Source organism: Citrobacter freundii complex sp. CFNIH4 (genome assembly GCF_002934505.1).
Classification (GTDB): domain Bacteria; phylum Pseudomonadota; class Gammaproteobacteria; order Enterobacterales; family Enterobacteriaceae; genus Citrobacter; species Citrobacter freundii.
The window spans coordinates 1,486,445-1,505,272 of sequence record NZ_CP026231.1 but is presented as its reverse complement, the minus strand read 5'-3'; the positions used below and the strand labels follow the sequence as shown (position 1 = coordinate 1,505,272).

Annotated in this window: 17 protein-coding genes, 1 other RNA gene and 1 pseudogene; 8 read left to right on the top strand and 11 right to left on the bottom strand. The window is 51.7% G+C overall.

Annotated features, from left to right (window positions below; all coding sequences use genetic code 11):
• The first annotated feature begins 242 nt into the window (after window positions 1-242).
• On the top strand, window positions 243-479 hold the full coding sequence (lpp, locus tag C2U41_RS07720) for a murein lipoprotein Lpp (protein ID WP_003029373.1): 237 nt from the start codon (window positions 243-245) through the stop codon (window positions 477-479).
• Window positions 480-547: 68 nt separating this feature from the next.
• On the opposite strand, the gene ldtE is transcribed toward lpp, so the two are convergent.
• The 8 genes from ldtE to C2U41_RS07680 form a co-directional block, all read right to left on the bottom strand.
• Window positions 548-1,552 (bottom strand): L,D-transpeptidase LdtE, encoded by a 1,005-nt coding sequence (gene ldtE / locus C2U41_RS07715; protein ID WP_103848719.1) that lies wholly within the window; start codon window positions 1,550-1,552, stop codon window positions 548-550.
• Between the two features lie 123 nt (window positions 1,553-1,675).
• Window positions 1,676-2,092, bottom strand: a complete 417-nt coding sequence (sufE, locus tag C2U41_RS07710; protein WP_003029378.1) for a cysteine desulfuration protein SufE — start codon at window positions 2,090-2,092, stop codon at window positions 1,676-1,678.
• 12 nt (window positions 2,093-2,104) lie between these two features.
• On the bottom strand, window positions 2,105-3,325 hold the full coding sequence (gene sufS / locus C2U41_RS07705; RefSeq protein WP_096890452.1) for a cysteine desulfurase SufS: 1,221 nt from the start codon (window positions 3,323-3,325) through the stop codon (window positions 2,105-2,107).
• Window positions 3,322-4,593, bottom strand: coding sequence for a Fe-S cluster assembly protein SufD (gene sufD / locus C2U41_RS07700; protein WP_103848718.1), 1,272 nt, complete (start codon window positions 4,591-4,593; stop codon window positions 3,322-3,324). Before sufD ends, sufS begins: the two co-directional genes overlap by 4 nt.
• Window positions 4,568-5,314, bottom strand: a complete 747-nt coding sequence (gene sufC / locus C2U41_RS07695; protein WP_003029383.1) for a Fe-S cluster assembly ATPase SufC — start codon at window positions 5,312-5,314, stop codon at window positions 4,568-4,570. Before sufC ends, sufD begins: the two co-directional genes overlap by 26 nt.
• Before the next feature lie 16 nt (window positions 5,315-5,330).
• Window positions 5,331-6,818 carry a Fe-S cluster assembly protein SufB gene (gene sufB / locus C2U41_RS07690; RefSeq protein ID WP_003836585.1) on the bottom strand — a complete coding sequence of 496 codons (1,488 nt, stop codon included), beginning with the start codon at window positions 6,816-6,818 and terminating at the stop codon, window positions 5,331-5,333.
• A gap of 8 nt (window positions 6,819-6,826) precedes the next feature.
• Window positions 6,827-7,195 carry a Fe-S cluster assembly scaffold SufA gene (sufA, locus tag C2U41_RS07685; RefSeq protein ID WP_003029385.1) on the bottom strand — a complete coding sequence of 123 codons (369 nt, stop codon included), beginning with the start codon at window positions 7,193-7,195 and terminating at the stop codon, window positions 6,827-6,829.
• Window positions 7,196-7,685: 490 nt separating this feature from the next.
• On the bottom strand, window positions 7,686-8,564 hold the full coding sequence (locus tag C2U41_RS07680; protein WP_008323864.1) for a LysR family transcriptional regulator: 879 nt from the start codon (window positions 8,562-8,564) through the stop codon (window positions 7,686-7,688).
• 122 nt (window positions 8,565-8,686) lie between these two features.
• Here C2U41_RS07680 and C2U41_RS07675 point away from each other — a divergent pair, with 122 nt between their 5' ends.
• Window positions 8,687-9,538 (top strand): Vmh family MBL fold metallo-hydrolase, encoded by an 852-nt coding sequence (locus C2U41_RS07675; protein ID WP_103848717.1) that lies wholly within the window; start codon window positions 8,687-8,689, stop codon window positions 9,536-9,538.
• Between the two features lie 66 nt (window positions 9,539-9,604).
• Here the strand turns inward: C2U41_RS07675 and C2U41_RS07670 are convergent, their stop codons facing one another.
• The 3 genes from C2U41_RS07670 to ydiJ all read right to left on the bottom strand — a co-directional run bounded on the left by C2U41_RS07670 (window position 9,605) and on the right by ydiJ (window position 13,334).
• The gene (locus C2U41_RS07670; protein WP_003030540.1) at window positions 9,605-9,793 is read right to left on the bottom strand and encodes a YdiH family protein; all 189 of its coding nucleotides are present in this window, start codon (window positions 9,791-9,793) and stop codon (window positions 9,605-9,607) included.
• Window positions 9,794-9,870: 77 nt separating this feature from the next.
• Window positions 9,871-10,281 carry a 1,4-dihydroxy-2-naphthoyl-CoA hydrolase gene (gene menI / locus C2U41_RS07665; protein WP_008784603.1) on the bottom strand — a complete coding sequence of 137 codons (411 nt, stop codon included), beginning with the start codon at window positions 10,279-10,281 and terminating at the stop codon, window positions 9,871-9,873.
• A complete protein-coding gene (gene ydiJ, locus C2U41_RS07660; RefSeq protein ID WP_103848716.1) occupies window positions 10,278-13,334 on the bottom strand; it encodes a D-2-hydroxyglutarate dehydrogenase YdiJ in 3,057 nt (1,018 codons plus the stop codon). The genes menI and ydiJ overlap by 4 nt, the downstream gene beginning before the upstream one ends.
• Before the next feature lie 213 nt (window positions 13,335-13,547).
• Between ydiJ and ydiK the strand changes: the two genes are divergently transcribed.
• The 6 genes and pseudogenes from ydiK (at window position 13,548) to aroD (ending at window position 18,805) form a co-directional block, all read left to right on the top strand.
• Window positions 13,548-14,657 carry an AI-2E family transporter YdiK gene (gene ydiK / locus C2U41_RS07650; protein WP_003030544.1) on the top strand — a complete coding sequence of 370 codons (1,110 nt, stop codon included), beginning with the start codon at window positions 13,548-13,550 and terminating at the stop codon, window positions 14,655-14,657.
• A gap of 184 nt (window positions 14,658-14,841) precedes the next feature.
• Window positions 14,842-14,949: antisense sRNA RprA (gene rprA / locus C2U41_RS07645), an RNA gene on the top strand.
• Between the two features lie 104 nt (window positions 14,950-15,053).
• The gene (locus C2U41_RS07640; protein WP_032170067.1) at window positions 15,054-16,034 is read left to right on the top strand and encodes an IS5-like element ISKpn26 family transposase; all 981 of its coding nucleotides are present in this window, start codon (window positions 15,054-15,056) and stop codon (window positions 16,032-16,034) included.
• 146 nt (window positions 16,035-16,180) lie between these two features.
• Window positions 16,181-17,122: pseudogene (locus C2U41_RS07635) on the top strand (MFS transporter); the annotation flags it as partial.
• Between the two features lie 21 nt (window positions 17,123-17,143).
• Window positions 17,144-18,010: a quinate/shikimate dehydrogenase gene (ydiB, locus tag C2U41_RS07630; protein WP_003836604.1), complete on the top strand. Its 867-nt coding sequence runs from the start codon at window positions 17,144-17,146 to the stop codon at window positions 18,008-18,010.
• Between the two features lie 36 nt (window positions 18,011-18,046).
• Window positions 18,047-18,805, top strand: a complete 759-nt coding sequence (gene aroD / locus C2U41_RS07625; RefSeq protein WP_003836605.1) for a type I 3-dehydroquinate dehydratase — start codon at window positions 18,047-18,049, stop codon at window positions 18,803-18,805.
• Window positions 18,806-18,828 lie beyond the last annotated feature (23 nt).

Sequence of the window (18,828 nt, the reverse complement as noted above, 5' to 3'; positions counted from 1 at the left end):
CCACAATTAATAAAAAATCAAATCGGATTTCACTATCTAATCCGTGATTATCTAAGATGAATCCGATGGAAGCTTTCTGTTTTCACTCGGTTTTTTAGCCGTTTTTGCACAATTCGATGCTTCTTTGAGCGAACGATCAAAAATAAGTGCATTCCCATCAAAAAAATATTCTCAACATAAAAAACTTTGTGTAATACTTGTAACGCTACATGGAGATTAACTCAATCTAGAGGGTATTAATAATGAATCGTACTAAACTGGTACTGGGCGCGGTAATCCTGGGTTCTACTCTGCTGGCAGGTTGCTCCAGCAACGCTAAAATCGATCAGCTGTCTTCTGACGTTCAGACTCTGAACGCTAAAGTTGACCAGCTGAGCAACGACGTGAACGCAATGCGTTCCGACGTTCAGGCTGCTAAAGATGACGCAGCTCGCGCTAACCAGCGTCTGGACAACGCAGCTACTAAATACCGCAAGTAATAGTATCTGTGTAATAAAAATGGCGCACATTGTGCGCCATTTTTTTTGCTCTGAATTCCCCTTCCCTGTTATTGCGTAGCGCGCACCTCAGCATCTTCTCCTGGCACACCATTTTGCGCAGACTTCACTTCTGGCCCATTGCTCGCGACCGATGCTTGCCCGGCAGTGACGGTGACCGGATAACCTGCACGACGATACAACGCCCTTTCCACCAGACTGTTATCCACCGCTTTATTGTCTTTAAACTGGGTAAAGCCGGCTGGTAACACATACGGCATGGTCTGGACGTTTTGTTCCTCTTCAGGCGACAGCGGTCGATGCACTTCGACATACCTCATGCCGTTTGGCTCTATCGAATATTTTATCGGCTCATTAATCACCCTGACCGGCGTGCCTGTGCGGACCTGAGCAAACAACGCTTTGATATCCGGCGCGTTCATGCGAATACACCCAGAACTCACTCGCAGGCCCACGCTGTCCGGCGCGCTGGTGCCGTGGATCAGATATTCACCGTTTCCATGCGCCAGACGCAGTGCAAAGCGTCCTAACGGGTTATTTGGTCCGGCAGGTACAACAGGCGGTAATGTGATGCCACGCTCCAGAGCGCGTTTACGGATGCCTGGTGTAGGGGTCCAGGTTGGATTCGGGATTTTCTGCCCAACCCGGGTTTCCATTACCGGCGTTTCCAGCCCCTGCAAACCGATACCAATCGGGAATACCTGAACAATATTCTCTCCCGGCGGGAAGTAATACAGACGCAGTTCCGCCAGATTCACAATAATGCCTTCGCGTGGTGCATCCGGCAGCAGTAATTGTGAGGGAATAGTGATCAGCGTTCCGGGTTTAGGTACGGGGGCAATAGTATTGTTGGCTTCAAGGATCAGCATTGCAGCGGTATCAAACTTACGGGCTATCGCCTGTAGGTTTTTATCGCCTTCCTGCACGGTGTAGGTTTGGTTTTGCCCAACAAGGCGGCTGTTCGCCTGGGGCAAAGGATAATCGACCGCCCATGCGGCCTGAATAGCGCTGTAGGCGCCGATTAGCATTAACGTAATAACAGACGCGCGTTTCATACTCACTCACCCCCCTGGCGTTCTTGCCGGACGGCGGCGAGCGCCCGATCCGGCCTACGAGTCACTGCGTTGCCTTACACGAACGCTTTCAAGTCGGTCTGAAAGTTGACGTGTTTTATCAGTTTAGCTAAGAGTTGCGGCTTTGGCGCGAATAGCCCGAATCATCGCCTCCAGCCCTTGTGAACGAGACGGTGTGAGATGCTGTGCGAGCGCCATTTTTTCAAACCACGGGCGCACATCAAAATTCACAATATCCTGAGCCGTCATGCGATCATACAAAATGAATACCACGGCAATAAGCCCTTTCACAATTGCCGCATCACTGTCGCCCTGTAATTCAATAATCCCTTCACCATTCTGACGCATAACAATCCATACCTGGCTTTGGCATCCCTGAATGCTATTTTCCGGGCAGCGTAAGTCATCGTTTAGTTCCGGCAAACGCTGACCCAGTTCAATAATGTACAGGTATTTCTCTTCCCAATTAGCGCAACGCAGAAAATTACGCAACAACTTTTCTTTATCCGGTAGCGCAGCCATAACGCCTCCCTGTTAGCCCAGTAAATGGTGAATACGCTTGAGGCCCGTTACCAGGCGATCCACTTCTTCATGGGTGTTATACATTGCAATCGACGCCCGGCACATCGCAGGAACGTTATAAAAGGCCATCAGCGGCATTGCGCAGTGATGCCCCGTCCGCACGGCGATGCCATAGTTATCGAGAAAACTCCCGACGTCATAGGCGTGATGCTTGCCGAGGTTAAACGCAATCACACCCAGACGGTTATCCGGTCCGTAGATTGTTAAATCCGGCACATCCGCCAGCTGTTCCAACGCATAGCGCATCATGAACTGTTCATATTCGCTGATTTCAGTCAGCCCCAGCGCTGAAACATATTCAATAGCCGCGCCGAGTCCGATAATGCCCCCGGTGTTTGGCGTTCCGGCTTCAAACCGCCAGGGCGCTTTGGCCCACGTCGTTCCCTGACTCAAACTCACCGTCGCAATCATTGAACCACCGCCTTCCCACGGCGGCATCTCCTGCAGCAGCGACTCTCTGGCATACAGAACGCCAATACCGGTTGGACCGTAAAGTTTATGCCCGGAGAAAACATAAAAATCGCAATCCAGCGCCTGCACATCCACCTGATGATGCATCACCGCCTGCGCACCATCTACCAGCACTTTCGCGCCGTATTGATGCGCCAGCGCGATCATCTCACCCAACGGGTTTTCCGTGCCCAGCACGTTAGATACGTGGGTAATCGCCAGCAGCTTCGTGCGATCGTCAAACAGCGTCGGCAGCGTTTCCAGCTGCAACGTACCATCGTCATTGAGCGGGATAACGCGCAGTTCTGCACCTACGCGGGCACACAGCATCTGCCAGGGCACAATATTGGCATGGTGCTCCATTTCGCTGATGATAATGTTATCGCCCGCCCGCACATTGCTGCTGCCCCAGCTGTTCGCCACCAGATTGATGCCCTCCGTCGTACCGCGAACAAACACCAGCTCTTCGGCGGAGCGGGCGTTAATAAACAGCGAAACGAGCTTGCGCACATTCTCCATTTTTTCCGTAGCCTGAGCGCTCAGCGTATGGATACCGCGGTGGACCGCCGCATAGCCGTGACGGTAGAACTCGGCTTCGGCATCAATCACTTGGTTCGGCTTTTGCGCGCTGGCCGCGCTATCCAGATACGCCAACGGTAAACCATTCACTTCACGCGTCAGAACAGGAAAATCGGCCCGCACTTTTTCAATGGGAAATGTCATGCTACGCCTCCCGGCAAGCGTTGGGCGATCCGTGCCAGTACCTGTTGTTTCAGCGTTTCCTCGCCCAGGGCTTCCGTTAGCTCAGCGGCAAACGCATAGAGAATCATTTGTTGGGCATCTTGCTGGCCGATCCCGCGCGAACGCAAATAGAACATCTGCTCGTCGTCGATCCGCCCTACCGTCGCCCCGTGACTGCATTTCACGTCGTCGGCATAGATTTCAAGCTGCGGCTTGGTATCCACTTCCGCCAGTTTACCGAGCAGCAAATTATTGTTGGTCATCTGGCCATCAGTTTTAATAGCGTGCTGAGCGACGTTGATTAGGCCATTGAATACCGCCCGCCCCTTATCGCTGACGATCGTTTTATGCAGCTGGCGGCTGTTGCAATATCCTTTGTTATGCTCAAGCCAGGTGCGGGTGTCGCAGACTTCATTTTTCACCGGCATTGCCAGGCTGTTGAGCCGAAGCGTGGTGTTTTCGCCGTTAAGCTGGGTGCTGGTGTTATGACGCAGCACCGCATCACCGAGTAAAAAACTGTGGCTGGCGGCCGTGGCATCCGCCCCCAATTGAATGTCATTGTGCGCGAAATGGTGGCTCTGTGGGTTCTCAAACGCCAGTTTGATGTGGCGCAAGTGCGCATTCGCCGCGACATTCATGGTTAAACGTGCGCCGGTGAAATGGCGAAGCTCGCTGAGGCTGACATAGTGTTCAATAACGGTGGCTTCTGCGCCTTCCGCCAGCTCCAGATGGTGGCGATAGTGCGCCGTGTTCACCTCATCGCCCGCCAGCCCCTGGGTAATGTGCAGTAGCAGCAGCGGTTTCGCTGGGCGCTGGTTACGCTTCACCTGAATGTGAGTGACGCTACGCGACAGGCTTTCGGTCAGGTGCAGAAACACTTCCGGTTGGATAGCCGCTGGCAGCATCTGGCGCGCATCGTCAATGGTAATGTCAAAACCACTACCTTCCGCTCTGTCGCTCAGCGTTGGTGAGAATTGCCCGTCGACAAATACCAGTCGTATGGCATCAATTGCCGGCGCTAACGCTTCACACTGGGCTGACGTTATCTCAGTGACATGACTGACAAACTGGCTATTGGTTAACCCCTCCAGCGGCGTGTATTTCCAGTCCTCATGCTTACGCGTTGGCAGCCCCAGACGCAGCATCTGCTGCAGATGCTGCTGGGCATGTTGCGAGCGCTTCTCTCCTTGCGTTTCAAACAGATGGTGCCACTGTTGCAGCACGTTACTGCTGTTCGCTAAGCCAGCCATAACCTTGCTCCTCAAGTTGTTTGACCAGCGTAAAATCACCGGACTTCACTATTCGCCCCTGGTAGAGAACGTGAACATAATCGGGTTTGATATAGTCCAGAATGCGTTGATAATGGGTGACGATAATGAATGAGCGTTGCCCGTCGCGTAGTGAGTTCACGCCGTCGGCGACGATTTTCAGCGCATCGATATCCAGCCCGGAGTCCGACTCATCCAGAATGCACAACTGAGGCTCCAGCACCGCCATTTGCAAAATGTCATTACGCTTTTTCTCACCGCCGGAGAAACCAACGTTGACCGAACGCGTGAGCAAATCTTCCGGCATCTTCAGCAACGCAATTTTTTCTTCCATCAGATCCTGGAAGTCAAACCTGTCCAGTGACTCTTCGCCACGGTAGGTGCGTACCGCATTCAGTGCCGTTTGCAGGAAAAACTGATTACTGACGCCGGGGATTTCCACCGGATACTGGAATGCCATGAAGATCCCTTCACCGGCCCGGTCTTCCGGTGACAGTTCCAGTAAATCCTTACCGTTGAATTCTACCGTCCCGCCGGTGACTTCATAGTCATCACGTCCGGCCAGGGTGGCGGAAAGCGTACTTTTCCCGGAACCATTTGGCCCCATAATGGCGTGCACTTCTCCGGGGCGAATTTCAAGACTCAGCCCACGCAGGATCGCCTTATCTTCCACACTGACCTGTAAATCTTTGATGCTTAACATGTGCTTTCCTTAAATTTTAACCGACGCTGTGTTCAAGACTTATGGCGAGAAGTTTTTGCGCTTCCACGGCAAATTCCAGCGGCAGTTCAGAGAACACGTCTTTACAGAAACCATTCACGATCATCGAAATGGCATCCTCTTCGCTGATACCGCGCTGCAGGCAGTAAAACAGCTGATCTTCACCAATGCGCGACGTCGTGGCTTCGTGCTCAAGCTGGGCGCTGTTGTTACGACACTCCACATATGGGAATGTGTGCGCTCCGCAATCCGCCCCGATCAGCATCGAGTCACATTGGGTATAGTTGCGGGCGTTGGTGGCGGTCGGCATGATTTTCACTAAACCGCGATAGCTGTTCTGGCTGTGTCCGGCGGAGATCCCTTTCGAGATAATGGTCGATTTGGTGTTTTTACCGATGTGGATCATCTTGGTGCCTGTATCTGCCTGCTGATGACCACTGGTCAGGGCCACGGAGTAGAATTCGCCGATAGAGTTGTCGCCACGCAAAATGCAGCTTGGGTATTTCCAGGTAATGGCCGAGCCGGTTTCCGATTGCGTCCACGACATTTTGCTGTTTTCACCTTCGCACAGAGCACGCTTGGTGACGAAGTTCAAAATGCCGCCGGTGTTACCATCCCCGGGGAACCAGTTTTGCACCGTCGAGTATTTCACTTCGGCATCTTTGTGGATGATGACTTCCACTACCGCGGCATGCAACTGATAGCTGTCGCGCACCGGAGCCGAACAGCCTTCGATATAGCTGACGTAGCTGCCCTCATCCGCGACCAGAATAGTGCGTTCAAACTGCCCGGTTTTCTCCGCATTGATACGGAAATAAGTCGACAGTTCCATTGGGCAACGTACACCTTTTGGTACATAAATAAAGGTGCCGTCGGAGGCCACCGCCGCATTCAGCGCGGCAAAGAAGTTGTCATTACCCGGAACCACTGTGCCCAGATATTGTTTTACCAGCTCAGGATGATCGTGAATCGCCTCACCGAACGAACAGAAAATAATGCCCTGTTCCGCCAGTTTGTCGCGATAGGTGGTCGCCACCGATACCGAGTCAAAAATAGCATCAACCGCCACCTCTTTGCCTTCACGGACCGGTACGCCAAGCTGTTCAAAGGCATCCTCAACCTCTTTGCTTAAAAACGCATTCGCCCCCGTTTGCTGCACCGCTCCCGGCTCAGATGCGCAGGTTTCATCGCAGTTACCGCAGGACGGTGCGGAATAATAGCTATACTCCTGGTAATTCAGCTTGTCGTAGTGCGCTTTTAGCCAGTGCGGCTCTTCCATGGTCAGCCATGCCCGAAAGGCATTCAGGCGGAATTCCAGCATCCAATCGGGTTCATTACGTTTTGCCGAAATCGCGCGCACGACCTCTTCGTTGATCCCTTTCGCCAGCTCATCGGTTTGCAGTTGGGTGAAGAAGCCCTCTTTGTAATTAAGGTGCCCGCCAGCCCAGGTGTTGACATCGTCAGTTGCTTCAGTATTACGAGACATAGTACCGCCTATACCCCAAAACTTTCGCCACAGCCGCATTCGTTCTGGGCTTTCGGGTTATGAAATTTAAATAACTGATTTAATCCTTCGCGAACGAAATCGACTTCTGTGCCGTCGATGAACGGCATCGCCTGTAAAGGCACATACAGTCTGGCGCCATCCGTTTCAAACAGGAGATCGTCTTTTTGGGCCTCGCGCACGGTATCCAGCACGTAGCCGAATCCCGCGCATCCCGTTTGCTTCACGCCCAGGCGTACGCCCAACATGTCGGGTTGCTTTGCCACCAGTTCACGGATATGCGCCGCAGCCGCAGGTGTTAACGTCAGTCCACGCCAGGCAAAATCGTCCGGGTTAAATGTTCCTGAATGCAATTCCATAGGGTTACCTCGAGTCACTAGCTTTTAAGCTATAACAACATGTTAGTGATAATGATTATCACTTCAACCCCTCAACAGCAGGGGCATTCGGGTTAACCGCCCTTTTTGACTACTTTTACTAAGCATAGACCCTGCAGCGAGGGTTTACAGGAATGGAATTATTTGTTCAATGCATTGATTAATAATGGATTATAGAAATCTAATCGTTCAGGCAGGTCAAAGATTAAAAGATGTATAGATAATGTCTATTTAAGGGATAGGTAGGGATAAAAACAGGGAAAACAACTATTCAAATAATATGCTAATGACAAAAAACCCTTAAGTCTGCTTGCTGGCAGGCTTAAGGGTTCCGGCCCCATCCGGCGCTTATCTCCGGCACTCACGATGGCTTAGCTCTTGAAGGGGCGATAAGAATAATCTCATACACCGTTAAGTTTTTTTTAACACAACTTGCGGTTTGACTATTTTGTGAGCACGTTTAGCTACCTTTTTAGCATTGCGCCGCCCCACTAAGCGCATCCAGCAGCAAACGTAGCCCCGCAGGCTGATGCTCCCGAGAAAGGTATAAGCCATAAATTGGTAAGCATTTAGGTTGAAGTTCTGGCAGTAATCGAATTAACGCTCCCTGCGCCAGCCCTTCCTGCGCTTCCAGTTCTGGCACCAACGCGATTCCCATTCCTGCCACCGCCGACTCGCAGAGCAGCGAAGAGATCCCTGCACTCAAATTCCCTTTGATTGCAACGGAGACAGACTGCCCCTGGGCATCCAAAAAGTGCCAGGATTGTCCGGCAAAACCGCTGTAGTACAGGCAATTGTGCCGAGTGAGATCGTCGACTGTCTCAGGCGTGCCATGTTGATGCAGATAATCTGCGGACGCGCAAAGTACCGATTTACAGTCGCCCAACCGACGGGCGATGGTTCCTGGCTCGGGATTATCCGTTATGCGGATCGCCACATCGATGCGTTCCCCCACAAGGCTTACCGGTTGATTATTGATCTCCACCTCAATACGTAATTGCGGATATTGCTCCATAAACGCCGGCAGAACCGGAGCAAGAATATGCATGGCGGTAAAATGGGCGCAGGCCACACGTAGCGTGCCTGAGGGAATTTGCGCGCCACTGGCGGCACCAATATCCAGCGAAAGTTGCGCCAGAGAACGCGTTTTCAGTAATGCCTCTTCACCCGCTGGCGTGATCGTTAACCGACGCGATGAGCGATGGATAAGCCTTGCGCCTGCCCATTTTTCCATCTCGTCGAGGTAACGACTGACCATCGGACGGGAAAGCCCCAATGCACGTGCAGCGGCGCTCAGACTGCCCAAATCACAGATATGGTTAAATACCGTTGCCGCCATCACTCTGTCCATTGCATCCCATCCGATCGTTTTATGAAACTCAGCATGTCCTAATGAGGGAATTCTAACAGATACGAATATGCTTAAAATACGGGAACTATCAAAAGTCAATTCCCTGCATAAGGTTACCTGGTATGAAAGTTAAATCTCTGGCCCTGCTGTTACCTCTGTTTGCGTCTTCAGCTTTCGCCGCACCGCTACATCTGAACGTCTATAATCCGCAGGAGAAGGGTATTTTCCCGGTATCTTCGACGCTGGTGTCTGGCCCCAAAGAGGCGATTTTGTTTGACGCCCAGTTCAGCACCAAAGATGGCGAACAGCTGGTGCAGATGATTCGCGCCAGCGGCAAAACGCTGAAGGCTATTGTTATCACTTCCGGCGATCCGGATTTCTATTTCGGTCTGCAGCCCATCGTCAACGCTTTCCCACAGGTAAAAGTTCTGGCAACACCGCAGGTGGTAGACCATATCCGCGCCACCAAAGAGGCCAAACTGCAATTCTGGGGCCCGCAAATGAAGGACGGCGCGCCAACATCGCTCACCGTTCCGCAGGCGACGACGCAAACGCAGTTCACGGTTGATGGTGAACCGCTGGAACTGCGTCACTCCAACGATTATGCAGCGTATATCTGGATCCCGGCGAATCGGGCCATTATTGGCGGCACAGGCGTGGCTTCAGGTATTCACGTCTGGACGGCGGATACACAATCTGAAGAACAGCGTAGTACATGGCGTAACGTACTGAGCGAAATGCAGAGCTTACAGCCCACTCAAGTGGTCCCGGGTCATTACATTGGCGAACGCCCAACCGGCGATAAAGCTATTCGCTTCACCCAGGACTATTTGCAGTCGTTTGAGCAGGCGTTAGGGGCGAAGAAAGGATCGGATTATGTGATTAAAACCATGACGGCAGCATGGCCAGGTCTGGCAGACGCAAGCTCGCTGGAACTAAGTGCGAAGGTTAACAGCGGTGAGATGAAGTGGTAATGAAGATTTAAGGCCAAAATAACCCCGAACACGTGTCGGGGTTTCGTTACGATAAGCATACCGGAATCAATGAACGCCCATGCGCCAGGCAAAATAGATCTCTTCTTTCAGTTCAGTTGAAGAGAGCGCCAACAGATCTGCAAACTCCAGCTCAAGCTGTTTTAGCCTTTTCAGGTACTGAGCCGGTGAAAGATCGGTTTTATCACGACGTAAAAATTCTATTGCCAGTTGGGCAGGGTCTAATTGGGTAGACATATCATCCTCGCTTGTGTTCAAAACCTGCACAGTATAACACCATTCCCTGTGCAGATAATGACCAAAAGCAATATGCATCACAAAATTGCGGTCGTCAGACGCGACGTACAGCACAATCGTCCCTGCTCATCGAAGATCTCTATTTGCCAAACCTGGTGACGAGAGCCGGTATGTAACGCGCGACATACACCCCTGACGAGCCCTTCCCGCGCAGAACGGATATGGTTGGCGTTGATCTCCAGGCCCACCACTTTCTGCTCACCCTGAGTACACAGGTATCCCGCTACCGAACCAATACTTTCCGCCAGCACCACGGATGCGCCGCCGTGCAGCAACCCAAAGGGTTGTTTGGTGCGATGGTCCACCGGCATTGTAGCTTCCAGCGTATCGTCACCAATGTGCACAAAACGAATATCGAGCAACCCAACCATATTTCCTTCACCCATGGCATTGAGCGCCTCGAGTGTGACTTCACGTTTCCAGATCATCCTATAATCTCCAGCAGTGCCTGTAATGGGTGGCGAACGCCCGTACCTTCAACGCGTTTAACCTGACTGCGACAGGAGTACCCGGTAGCCAGACAACGGTTACGTGGCAATCGTTGCATTGCCTGGTGCCATGATAACTCATAGATCCCCAATGAGTTTTGGTGATTCTTTACTTCGTGGCCGTAGGTGCCAGCCATACCACAGCATCCCACGCTGACGTTCTCCAGCTTTGCGCCAAAGCGAGCAAAAATAGCCGCCCACTGTGCAGGCGCGCCCGGCAAGGCCGTCACTTCGGTACAGTGGCCAAAGAAGTACCACGGTTCACCGCCAACAGCGACTGGCTGCTGTGCTTCCACAGCTTTCGATAACCATTCGTTGGCTAGCAACACATGGAAATCACCCCGTTGTTCGCCCAGCGCCAGCTTGTATTCATCGCGATAACAAAGCACCAGCGCCGGATCAACACCCACCATCGGAATATTCAGCTTCGCTACCCGGTTAAGAAACTCGGATGTCTTTTTCGCCGTTTTGGCAAAACGGTTTAAGAAGCCTTTAATGTGCTGCGCCTTGCCGTTTGGCGAAAACGGCAGCAGTACCGGCTGCATGCCCAGCTTCTCTACCAGACGTATAAAGTCAGCAACCACCTGCGCATCGTAATAGCTGGTGAAAGGGTCCTGCACCACCAGCACCGTACGGGCTTTTTGCTCAAGGCTGAGTAATTCGAGCTGTTCCAACGTCATATTGGCGGAGCGATGCCCCACCAGTTGGCGTTGCAGCGACGGTGCAGACAACAGAGGTAAATCAACCATTCCAATGTGCTTTTTAGCCAGGTTTCGCACCAGCGGCTGGTTGATGAAGAAGTTAAACGTTTTGGGCGCTCGTGCCATTAACGGCGCATAGCTCTCAACGGTCGCCACCATGTGATCGCGCAACGGGCGCAGATAACGCGTGTGGTACAGCTGGAGGAAGCGCGAACGGAACTCCGGTACATCAATTTTAATTGGACACTGGGTGGAACAGGCTTTACACGCCAGGCAACCTGACATCGCCTCTTTTACTTCGTGTGAGAAATCGTATTCACCCTTGCGCGCATGCCAGCTGTTGCGGGTACGGGCAATCAGCGAACGTAAACTGGCGCGTTTTTCCGGTAGCTCTTTTTCCAGCTGTATTGGGTCAATCCCGCGATCCGCTAACAAACGCAGCCATTCACGCACTAACGTGGCTCGCCCTTTTGGCGAATGAATACGGTTGAGGCTGATTTTCATCGACGGACACATAGGGCTTTTCGCATCGAAGTTAAAGCATAACCCGTTGCCGTTACACTCCATTGCCCCGCGCCACTCCTGGCGTACGGCCAGAGGGATCTGACGGTCATACGTTCCGCGTTTCACCGCGTCCACTTTCATCATCGGCGCATCTACGTCTTCCGGTGGACAGATTTTCCCAGGATTCAGCCGGTTTTGCGGATCAAACACCGATTTCACTTTGCGCAGTTCGCGATACAGCTCCTCGCCGAAGAACGCCGGGCTATATTCTGCACGAAAACCTTTCCCATGCTCGCCCCACAGCAAACCGCCATATTTCGCCGTCAGCGCCACAACATCATCAGAAATGCGTTTCATCAGCACTTCCTGCTGCGGGTCACACATATCCAACGCCGGTCTGACATGCAGCACGCCTGCGTCTACGTGACCAAACATGCCGTAACTCAGGGCGTGGCTGTCGAGTAGCGCGCGGAACTCGGCAATATAGTCCGCCAGATGCTCCGGCGGAACGCAGGTATCCTCGGCAAACGGAATTGGCTTCGCGGAACCTTTTGCATTGCCCAGCAGACCGACTGCCTTTTTGCGCATGGCGTAAATTCGTTCGACTCCCGCCAGTTCGGTACACAGCTGCCAGCCAATGACACCCGCTTCCTGACGAGCGATTAAGCCATCCAGACGTTCACACAGTGCGCTGACCTGCGAATTAATCAATACTTCGTCGTCACCGGCAAACTCTACAATGTTCAGACCCAGCATCTCTTTATCAGGTACATCGGTAATCAATTCACTTACCGAGTGCCAGACGATATCTTCCCGCGCCAGATTGAGTACTTTGGAGTCAACAGTTTCTACCGACAATGCGCGTGCTTCCACCATCACCGGCGCATTACGCAACGCCGAGTCGAAAGAGTCGTACTTGACGTTAACCAGTTGTCTGACTTTTGGCAGCGGCGTGATATCCAGACGGGCTTCGGTGATAAACGCCAGCGTACCTTCAGAGCCGGTGAGAATGCGGGTTAAATCAAATTCGGTCATCTCATCGTTAAAGACGTGCCGTAGATCGTACCCGGTCAGGAAGCGATTAAGTTTCGGGAATTTATCCATGATCAGCTGTCGGTTATCGCGACAACGTTCATAAACGGTCTTATAGATGCGGCCAATGGTGGTATTGCTTTTCCCCAGCATTTCGGCAAGCTCGATCGGCATTGGCTGAGTATCAAGAATATCACCGCCCATCAGCACCGCACGGATGCCCAACACATGATCGGAAGTTTTACCGTAAACCAACGATCCTTGCCCGGACGCATCGGTGTTGATCATCCCGCCGAGTGTTGCCCGGTTACTGGTGGATAATTCCGGGGCAAAGAAATAGCCGTAAGGCTTCAGAAACTGGTTGAGCTGATCTTTTATCACCCCGGCTTCTACCCGCACCCAACCTTCTTGCGGGTTGATTTCAATAATGCGGCTCATATAGCGGGACATATCAACAATAATGCCCTGGTTCAGCGCCTGACCGTTGGTCCCGGTGCCGCCGCCGCGCGGGGTAAAAATCAACGACGAGAAAAGCGGTTCTGCCGCCAGACGGGCGATTAGCGCCACATCTGCGGTTGAACGAGGGAAAACGACAGCATCAGGTAGCAGCTGATAAATACTGTTATCCGTCGACATTGTTAGACGATCGGCATAGCTCGTTGCCGTATCGCCCGTAAATCCTTGCTGCTCCAGCGCCTGCAAAAAGTTGAGCACCAGTTGAACGACACCTGGTGCCTGAGAAATTTGTGGAATCATTATAGTGACCCTTTCCTGCGGTCTGTGTTGTGAATTTAATCGTTTGCGTGTTGCTTTGTTTGTTGTATCACATTTTTTTCTAATACGCTCAGCAGATTTACAGGCAGAATCCGCCTGTTCAAAACCGCTGAAATTGCTCATTATTACAGGGTGTGATTTAAGTATTCACGTCGCGTCAACGTTCTGGCGCAAAGACAAAGGTGAAAAGTATTTATGGTAAATTTCCGTCAGCCCAGGGATATTGCACAAGTGCTGCTATCGGTGCTGTTTTTAGCCATCCTGATTGTGGCCTGTCTCTGGATTGTTCAGCCCTTTATCCTCGGTTTTGCCTGGGCAGGCACGATTGTCATTGCAACCTGGCCTATCCTGCTACGCTTACAAAAATTGCTCTGGGGACGCCGTTCACTTGCCGTACTGGTGATGACACTGTTGCTGGTGCTGTTGTTCATCATCCCCATCGCGCTGCTGGTTAACAGCATCGTCGATGGCAGTGGGCCGCTGATCCATGCCGTAACCGCAGGTGATATGACACTACCGGATCTGGCATGGTTGAACAGCATTCCACTGGTGGGTGCCAAAATGTATGGCGCATGGCACAGCTTACTGGATATGGGCGGTTCGGCGATTATGGCCAAGGTTCGTCCTTATATCGGCACCACCACCACCTGGTTCGTCGGTCAGGCCGCGCATATCGGCCGCTTTATGATGCACTGTGGCCTGATGCTGCTGTTCAGTGCCCTGTTGTACTGGCGCGGTGAACAAGTCGCATTAGGTATTCGTCACTTCGCCTGCCGTCTTGCCTCAAAACGTGGAGATGCTGCCATTCTGCTGGCAGCACAAGCCATTCGCGCCGTCGCATTAGGCGTTGTGGTCACCGCTCTGGTACAGGCAGTGCTCGGGGGTATTGGTCTGGCGGTAACCGGTGTGCCGTATGCCACACTGCTGGCGGTATTGATGATCCTGTCATGTCTGGTGCAACTGGGGCCGCTACCGGTACTGATTCCGGCCATTATCTGGCTATACTGGACGGGGGATTCAACCTGGGGCACCGTGCTGCTGGTGTGGAGCGGCGTGGTCGGAACACTGGATAACGTGATTCGACCGATGCTGATTCGCATGGGTGCCGATTTGCCACTGCTCCTGATTCTCTCCGGAGTCATCGGCGGATTGATTGCCTTCGGCATGATTGGTCTGTTTATCGGTCCAGTAGTACTGGCCGTTTCCTGGCGTCTGTTCTCCGCCTGGGTAAACGAAGCCCCTGCACCAGGTACCAATCCGGATGAAATCCTCGAAGAAATTGCTGAAATCGAACGCAATAAGTAATCCAACATCAGGCGGCAACGCCGCCTGATTGTTTAACAATACTAATCAATCCCTCCCTCTTACGGGATTAGAACCAACTTCGTCCCTCTTTCAATACTCATTTGTGTCGCAAATTCTTTACAGTTTTTAAACTATTGAGATGAATCTGATCGACGTAAAAAATCAGTATGCCTACTATTAGCCCATGGCTTTAGATCAACACATTGATTTATAAGCATGGAAATCCCCTGAGTGAAACAACGAATTGCTGTGTGTAGTCTTTGCCCATCTCCCACGATGGGCTTTTTTTTGTCCTTCGCGCGCCACTCCACCAACCTTAACGCACTAAGGAAGGTGCGAACAAGTTCCTGATATGAGATCATCATATTCATCCGGAGCGCATCCCAGAGGGACATCATGAGCCATCAACTCACCTTCGCCGATAGTGAATTCAGCACTAAGCGCCGTCAGACCCGAAAAGAGATTTTCCTCTCCCGCATGGAGCAGATTCTGCCATGGCAGAATATGACCGCTGTCATCGAGCCGTTTTATCCCAAGGCGGGCAATGGCCGACGGCCCTATCCGCTGGAGACCATGCTGCGTATTTACTGCATGCAGCATTGGTACAACCTGAGCGACGGTGCCATGGAAGATGCCCTGTACGAAATCGCCTCCATGCGCCTGTTTGCCCGATTATCCCTGGATAGCGCCCTGCCGGATCGCACCACCATCATGAATTTCCGCCACCTGCTCGAGCAGCATCAACTGGCCCGTCAATTGTTCAAGACCATCAATCGCTGGCTGGCCGAAGCAGGCGTCATGATGACCCAAGGCACTTTGGTGGATGCCACCATCATTGAGGCACCCAGCTCTACCAAGAACAAAGAGCAGCAACGCGATCCGGAGATGCATCAGACCAAGAAAGGCAATCAGTGGCACTTTGGCATGAAGGCCCACATTGGTGTCGATGCCAAGAGTGGCCTGACCCACAGCCTAGTTACCACCGCGGCCAACGAGCATGACCTCAATCAGCTGTGTAATCTGCTTCATGGAGAGGAGCAATTTGTCTCAGCCGATGCCGGCTACCAAGGAGCGCCACAGCGCGAGGAGCTGGCCGAGGTGGATGTTGACTGGCTGATCGCCGAGCGTCCCGGCAAGGTAAAAACCTTGAAGCAGCATCCGCGCAAGAACAAAACGGCCATCAACATCGAATACATGAAAGCCAGCATCCGTGCCAAGGTGGAGCACCCGTTTCGCATCATCAAGCGGCAGTTCGGCTTCGTGAAAGCCAGATACAAGGGGCTGCTGAAAAACGATAACCAACTGGCGATGTTATTCACCCTGGCCAACCTGTTTCGGGTGGACCAAATGATACGTCAGTGGGAGAGATCTCAGTAAAAACCGGAAATAACGCCAGAAATGGTGGAAAAAATAGCCTAAATAGGCTGATTCGATGTGTTTGCGGGAAAAAAATCGGCCCAGATCCGCGAAATTTTAATCAGCGAGTCAGCTTGGGAAGAAATGACCTGCTTATTCGCACCTTCCCTAATCTGATGATTGCCTTTATTCTGGCCGTTTGCGTTGGCGTGGCAAACTCGGCACTGGATACCGGCGGGTACCCGGCGTTAATGGAATGCTTCCCTAAAGCCTCTGGCTCAGCCGTTATCCTGGTGAAAGCTATGGTCTCGTTTGGGCAGATGATCTACCCCATCGTCGTCAGCACCATGCTGCTCAACCATATCTGGTACGGTTATGCGGTCATTATCCCGGGTGCGTTGTTTGTCGTCATTACCTTGATGCTGCTAAGAAGTCGCTTCCCTGGCCAGATGGTGGATGCTGGCATCGCGAAAGATCTGCCACAGATGAACAGTAAACCGTTGGTCTGGCTGGAAGGTGTGGCATCCGTCATGTTTGGTGTTGCTGCCTTTTCGACTTTTTACGTCATCGTGGTCTGGATGCCAAAATATGCGATGGCCTTTGCCGGCATGGCAGAATCTGACGCACTGAAGACAATCTCTTACTACAGTATGGGATCATTGGTCTGCGTATTTATTTTTGCCGCTCTGTTAAAAAAATGGGTTCGGCCTATTTGGGCAAATGTGTTTAACGCCGGGCTGGCAACCATCACCGCAGCCGTCATCTACTTATATCCCTCTCCACTGGTGTGTAACGTCGGTTCATTTCTCATTGGATTCTCTGCCGCTGGCGGTATTTTACAGCTCGGTGTCTCGGTGATGTCTGAATTCTTTCCCAAGAGCAAAGCCAAAGTCACCAGTATTTATATGATGATGGGTGGCGTAGCCAACTTTATTATCCCATTAATCACCGGATACCTCTCTAACATTGGTCTGCAGTACATCATTTTGCTGGACTTTGCATTTGCTCTGCTGGCCTTCATCACCGCCATCATCGTCTTTATTCGTTACTACCGCGTATTTGATATCCCCCAAAATGATGTGCGGTTGGGCGAACGTTATTTTCAATAAATTGTTTAGAAGGAGTATCAAATGGACGTAACAGCTAAATATGAACTAATTGGTTTGATGGCCTACCCTATCAGACACAGTCTGTCACCTGAAATGCAAAATAAGGCATTAGAAAAAGCGGGATTGCCATTCACTTATATGGCATTTGAAGTCGATAACTCAACGTTTGCTAATGCAATTGCCGGGCTGAAGGCCTTAAAGATGCGTGGTACAGGGGTCTCAATGCCCAACAAGCAGCTAGCATGTGAATATGTTGATGAATTAACACCTGCCGCCAAACTGGTCGGTGCAATTAATACTATCGTCAATGATGATGGTTACCTGCGTGGTTACAATACCGATGGCACGGGTCATATTCGTGCAATTAAGGAAAGTGGTTTCGATATCAAAGGTAAAACCATGGTACTGTTGGGCGCAGGCGGTGCGTCGACAGCCATTGGTGCACAGGCAGCGATTGAAGGCATCAAAGAAATTAAACTCTTTAACCGCCAGGATGAGTTTTTTGCCAAAGCGCAGGAGTTTGCCAAACGCGTCAATGAAAACACCGACTGCGTGGTCACTGTTATCGATCTCGCAGATCGCCAGGCTTTTGCTGACGCACTTGCCAGCGCGGATATTTTAACCAACGGAACAAAAGTCGGCATGAAGCCGCTGGAAAATGAATCTCTCGTGACCGACGCTTCCCTGCTACGTCCGGAACTGCTGGTAACCGAATGCGTCTACAACCCGCATATGACCAAATTATTGCAGCAGGCACAAAGTGCTGGTTGTAAAACAATTGATGGTTACGGCATGTTGTTATGGCAAGGGGCTGAACAGTTCAAGCTCTGGACCGGGAAAGATTTCCCGCTGGAGTATGTGAAACAGGTTATGGGTTTTGCCGCCTGACGGGCAAGCATTTGTAGAATAGTTAAAGGGTAATCAATGAAAACCGTAACCGTAAGAAATCTCGTTATTGGCGATGGTGCGCCGAAGATCATTGTGTCGCTGATGGGTATAGACATCGCAACGGTAAAAAGCGAAGCGCTGGCCTATCGCGAAGCGGATTTCGACATTCTGGAATGGCGCGTTGACCATTTCGGCGATGTCTCTTCCACAGATGCCGTGCTGGAAGCGGCTCGCGCCATCCGCGATGTGATAGCGGACAAACCGCTACTTTTCACCTTCCGCAGCGCCAAAGAAGGCGGTGAACAGGCACTGTCTGTCGAAAACTATATTGCACTTAACCGCGCGGCGGTAGACAGCGGTCTGGTGGATATGATCGATCTGGAACTGTTTACCGGAGACGAACTGGTCAAAGCGACCGTCGAGCATGCGCACGCGAAAAATGTCTTTGTGATTATGTCCAATCACGATTTTCATAAGACACCAGCTGCAGAAGAGATTGTCCAGCGCCTGCGTAAAATGCAGGAACTAGGCGCAGACATCCCCAAAATTGCCTTGATGCCGCAAAATAAAGCGGATGTTCTGACGCTGCTTAGCGCCACGCTGGAAATGCAAGAACGCTATGCCGATCGCCCGATAATCACCATGTCGATGGCTAAAACAGGGGTGATTTCACGTCTGTCTGGTGAAGTTTTCGGTTCAGCGGCAACCTTTGGGGCAGTAAAAAAAGCCTCCGCTCCAGGACAAATTTCGGTCACCGACCTGCGTACTGTATTGACAATATTGCATCAGGCTTAATTACAGATATATCCATATTAATA

Bases quoted from the DNA above. Each gene is read 5' to 3' on its own strand.
- lpp (WP_003029373.1), top strand. From the start codon at position 243: ATGAATCGTACTAAACTGGTACTGGGCGCGGTAATCCTGGGTTCTACT.
- ldtE (WP_103848719.1), bottom strand. From the start codon at position 1,552: ATGAAACGCGCGTCTGTTATTACGTTAATGCTAATCGGCGCCTACAGC.
- sufE (WP_003029378.1), bottom strand. From the start codon at position 2,092: ATGGCTGCGCTACCGGATAAAGAAAAGTTGTTGCGTAATTTTCTGCGT.
- sufS (WP_096890452.1), bottom strand. From the start codon at position 3,325: ATGACATTTCCCATTGAAAAAGTGCGGGCCGATTTTCCTGTTCTGACG.
- sufD (WP_103848718.1), bottom strand. From the start codon at position 4,593: ATGGCTGGCTTAGCGAACAGCAGTAACGTGCTGCAACAGTGGCACCAT.
- sufC (WP_003029383.1), bottom strand. From the start codon at position 5,314: ATGTTAAGCATCAAAGATTTACAGGTCAGTGTGGAAGATAAGGCGATC.
- sufB (WP_003836585.1), bottom strand. From the start codon at position 6,818: ATGTCTCGTAATACTGAAGCAACTGACGATGTCAACACCTGGGCTGGC.
- sufA (WP_003029385.1), bottom strand. From the start codon at position 7,195: ATGGAATTGCATTCAGGAACATTTAACCCGGACGATTTTGCCTGGCGT.
- C2U41_RS07680 (WP_008323864.1), bottom strand. From the start codon at position 8,564: ATGGACAGAGTGATGGCGGCAACGGTATTTAACCATATCTGTGATTTG.
- C2U41_RS07675 (WP_103848717.1), top strand. From the start codon at position 8,687: ATGAAAGTTAAATCTCTGGCCCTGCTGTTACCTCTGTTTGCGTCTTCA.
- C2U41_RS07670 (WP_003030540.1), bottom strand. From the start codon at position 9,793: ATGTCTACCCAATTAGACCCTGCCCAACTGGCAATAGAATTTTTACGT.
- menI (WP_008784603.1), bottom strand. From the start codon at position 10,281: ATGATCTGGAAACGTGAAGTCACACTCGAGGCGCTCAATGCCATGGGT.
- ydiJ (WP_103848716.1), bottom strand. From the start codon at position 13,334: ATGATTCCACAAATTTCTCAGGCACCAGGTGTCGTTCAACTGGTGCTC.
- ydiK (WP_003030544.1), top strand. From the start codon at position 13,548: ATGGTAAATTTCCGTCAGCCCAGGGATATTGCACAAGTGCTGCTATCG.
- C2U41_RS07640 (WP_032170067.1), top strand. From the start codon at position 15,054: ATGAGCCATCAACTCACCTTCGCCGATAGTGAATTCAGCACTAAGCGC.
- ydiB (WP_003836604.1), top strand. From the start codon at position 17,144: ATGGACGTAACAGCTAAATATGAACTAATTGGTTTGATGGCCTACCCT.
- aroD (WP_003836605.1), top strand. From the start codon at position 18,047: ATGAAAACCGTAACCGTAAGAAATCTCGTTATTGGCGATGGTGCGCCG.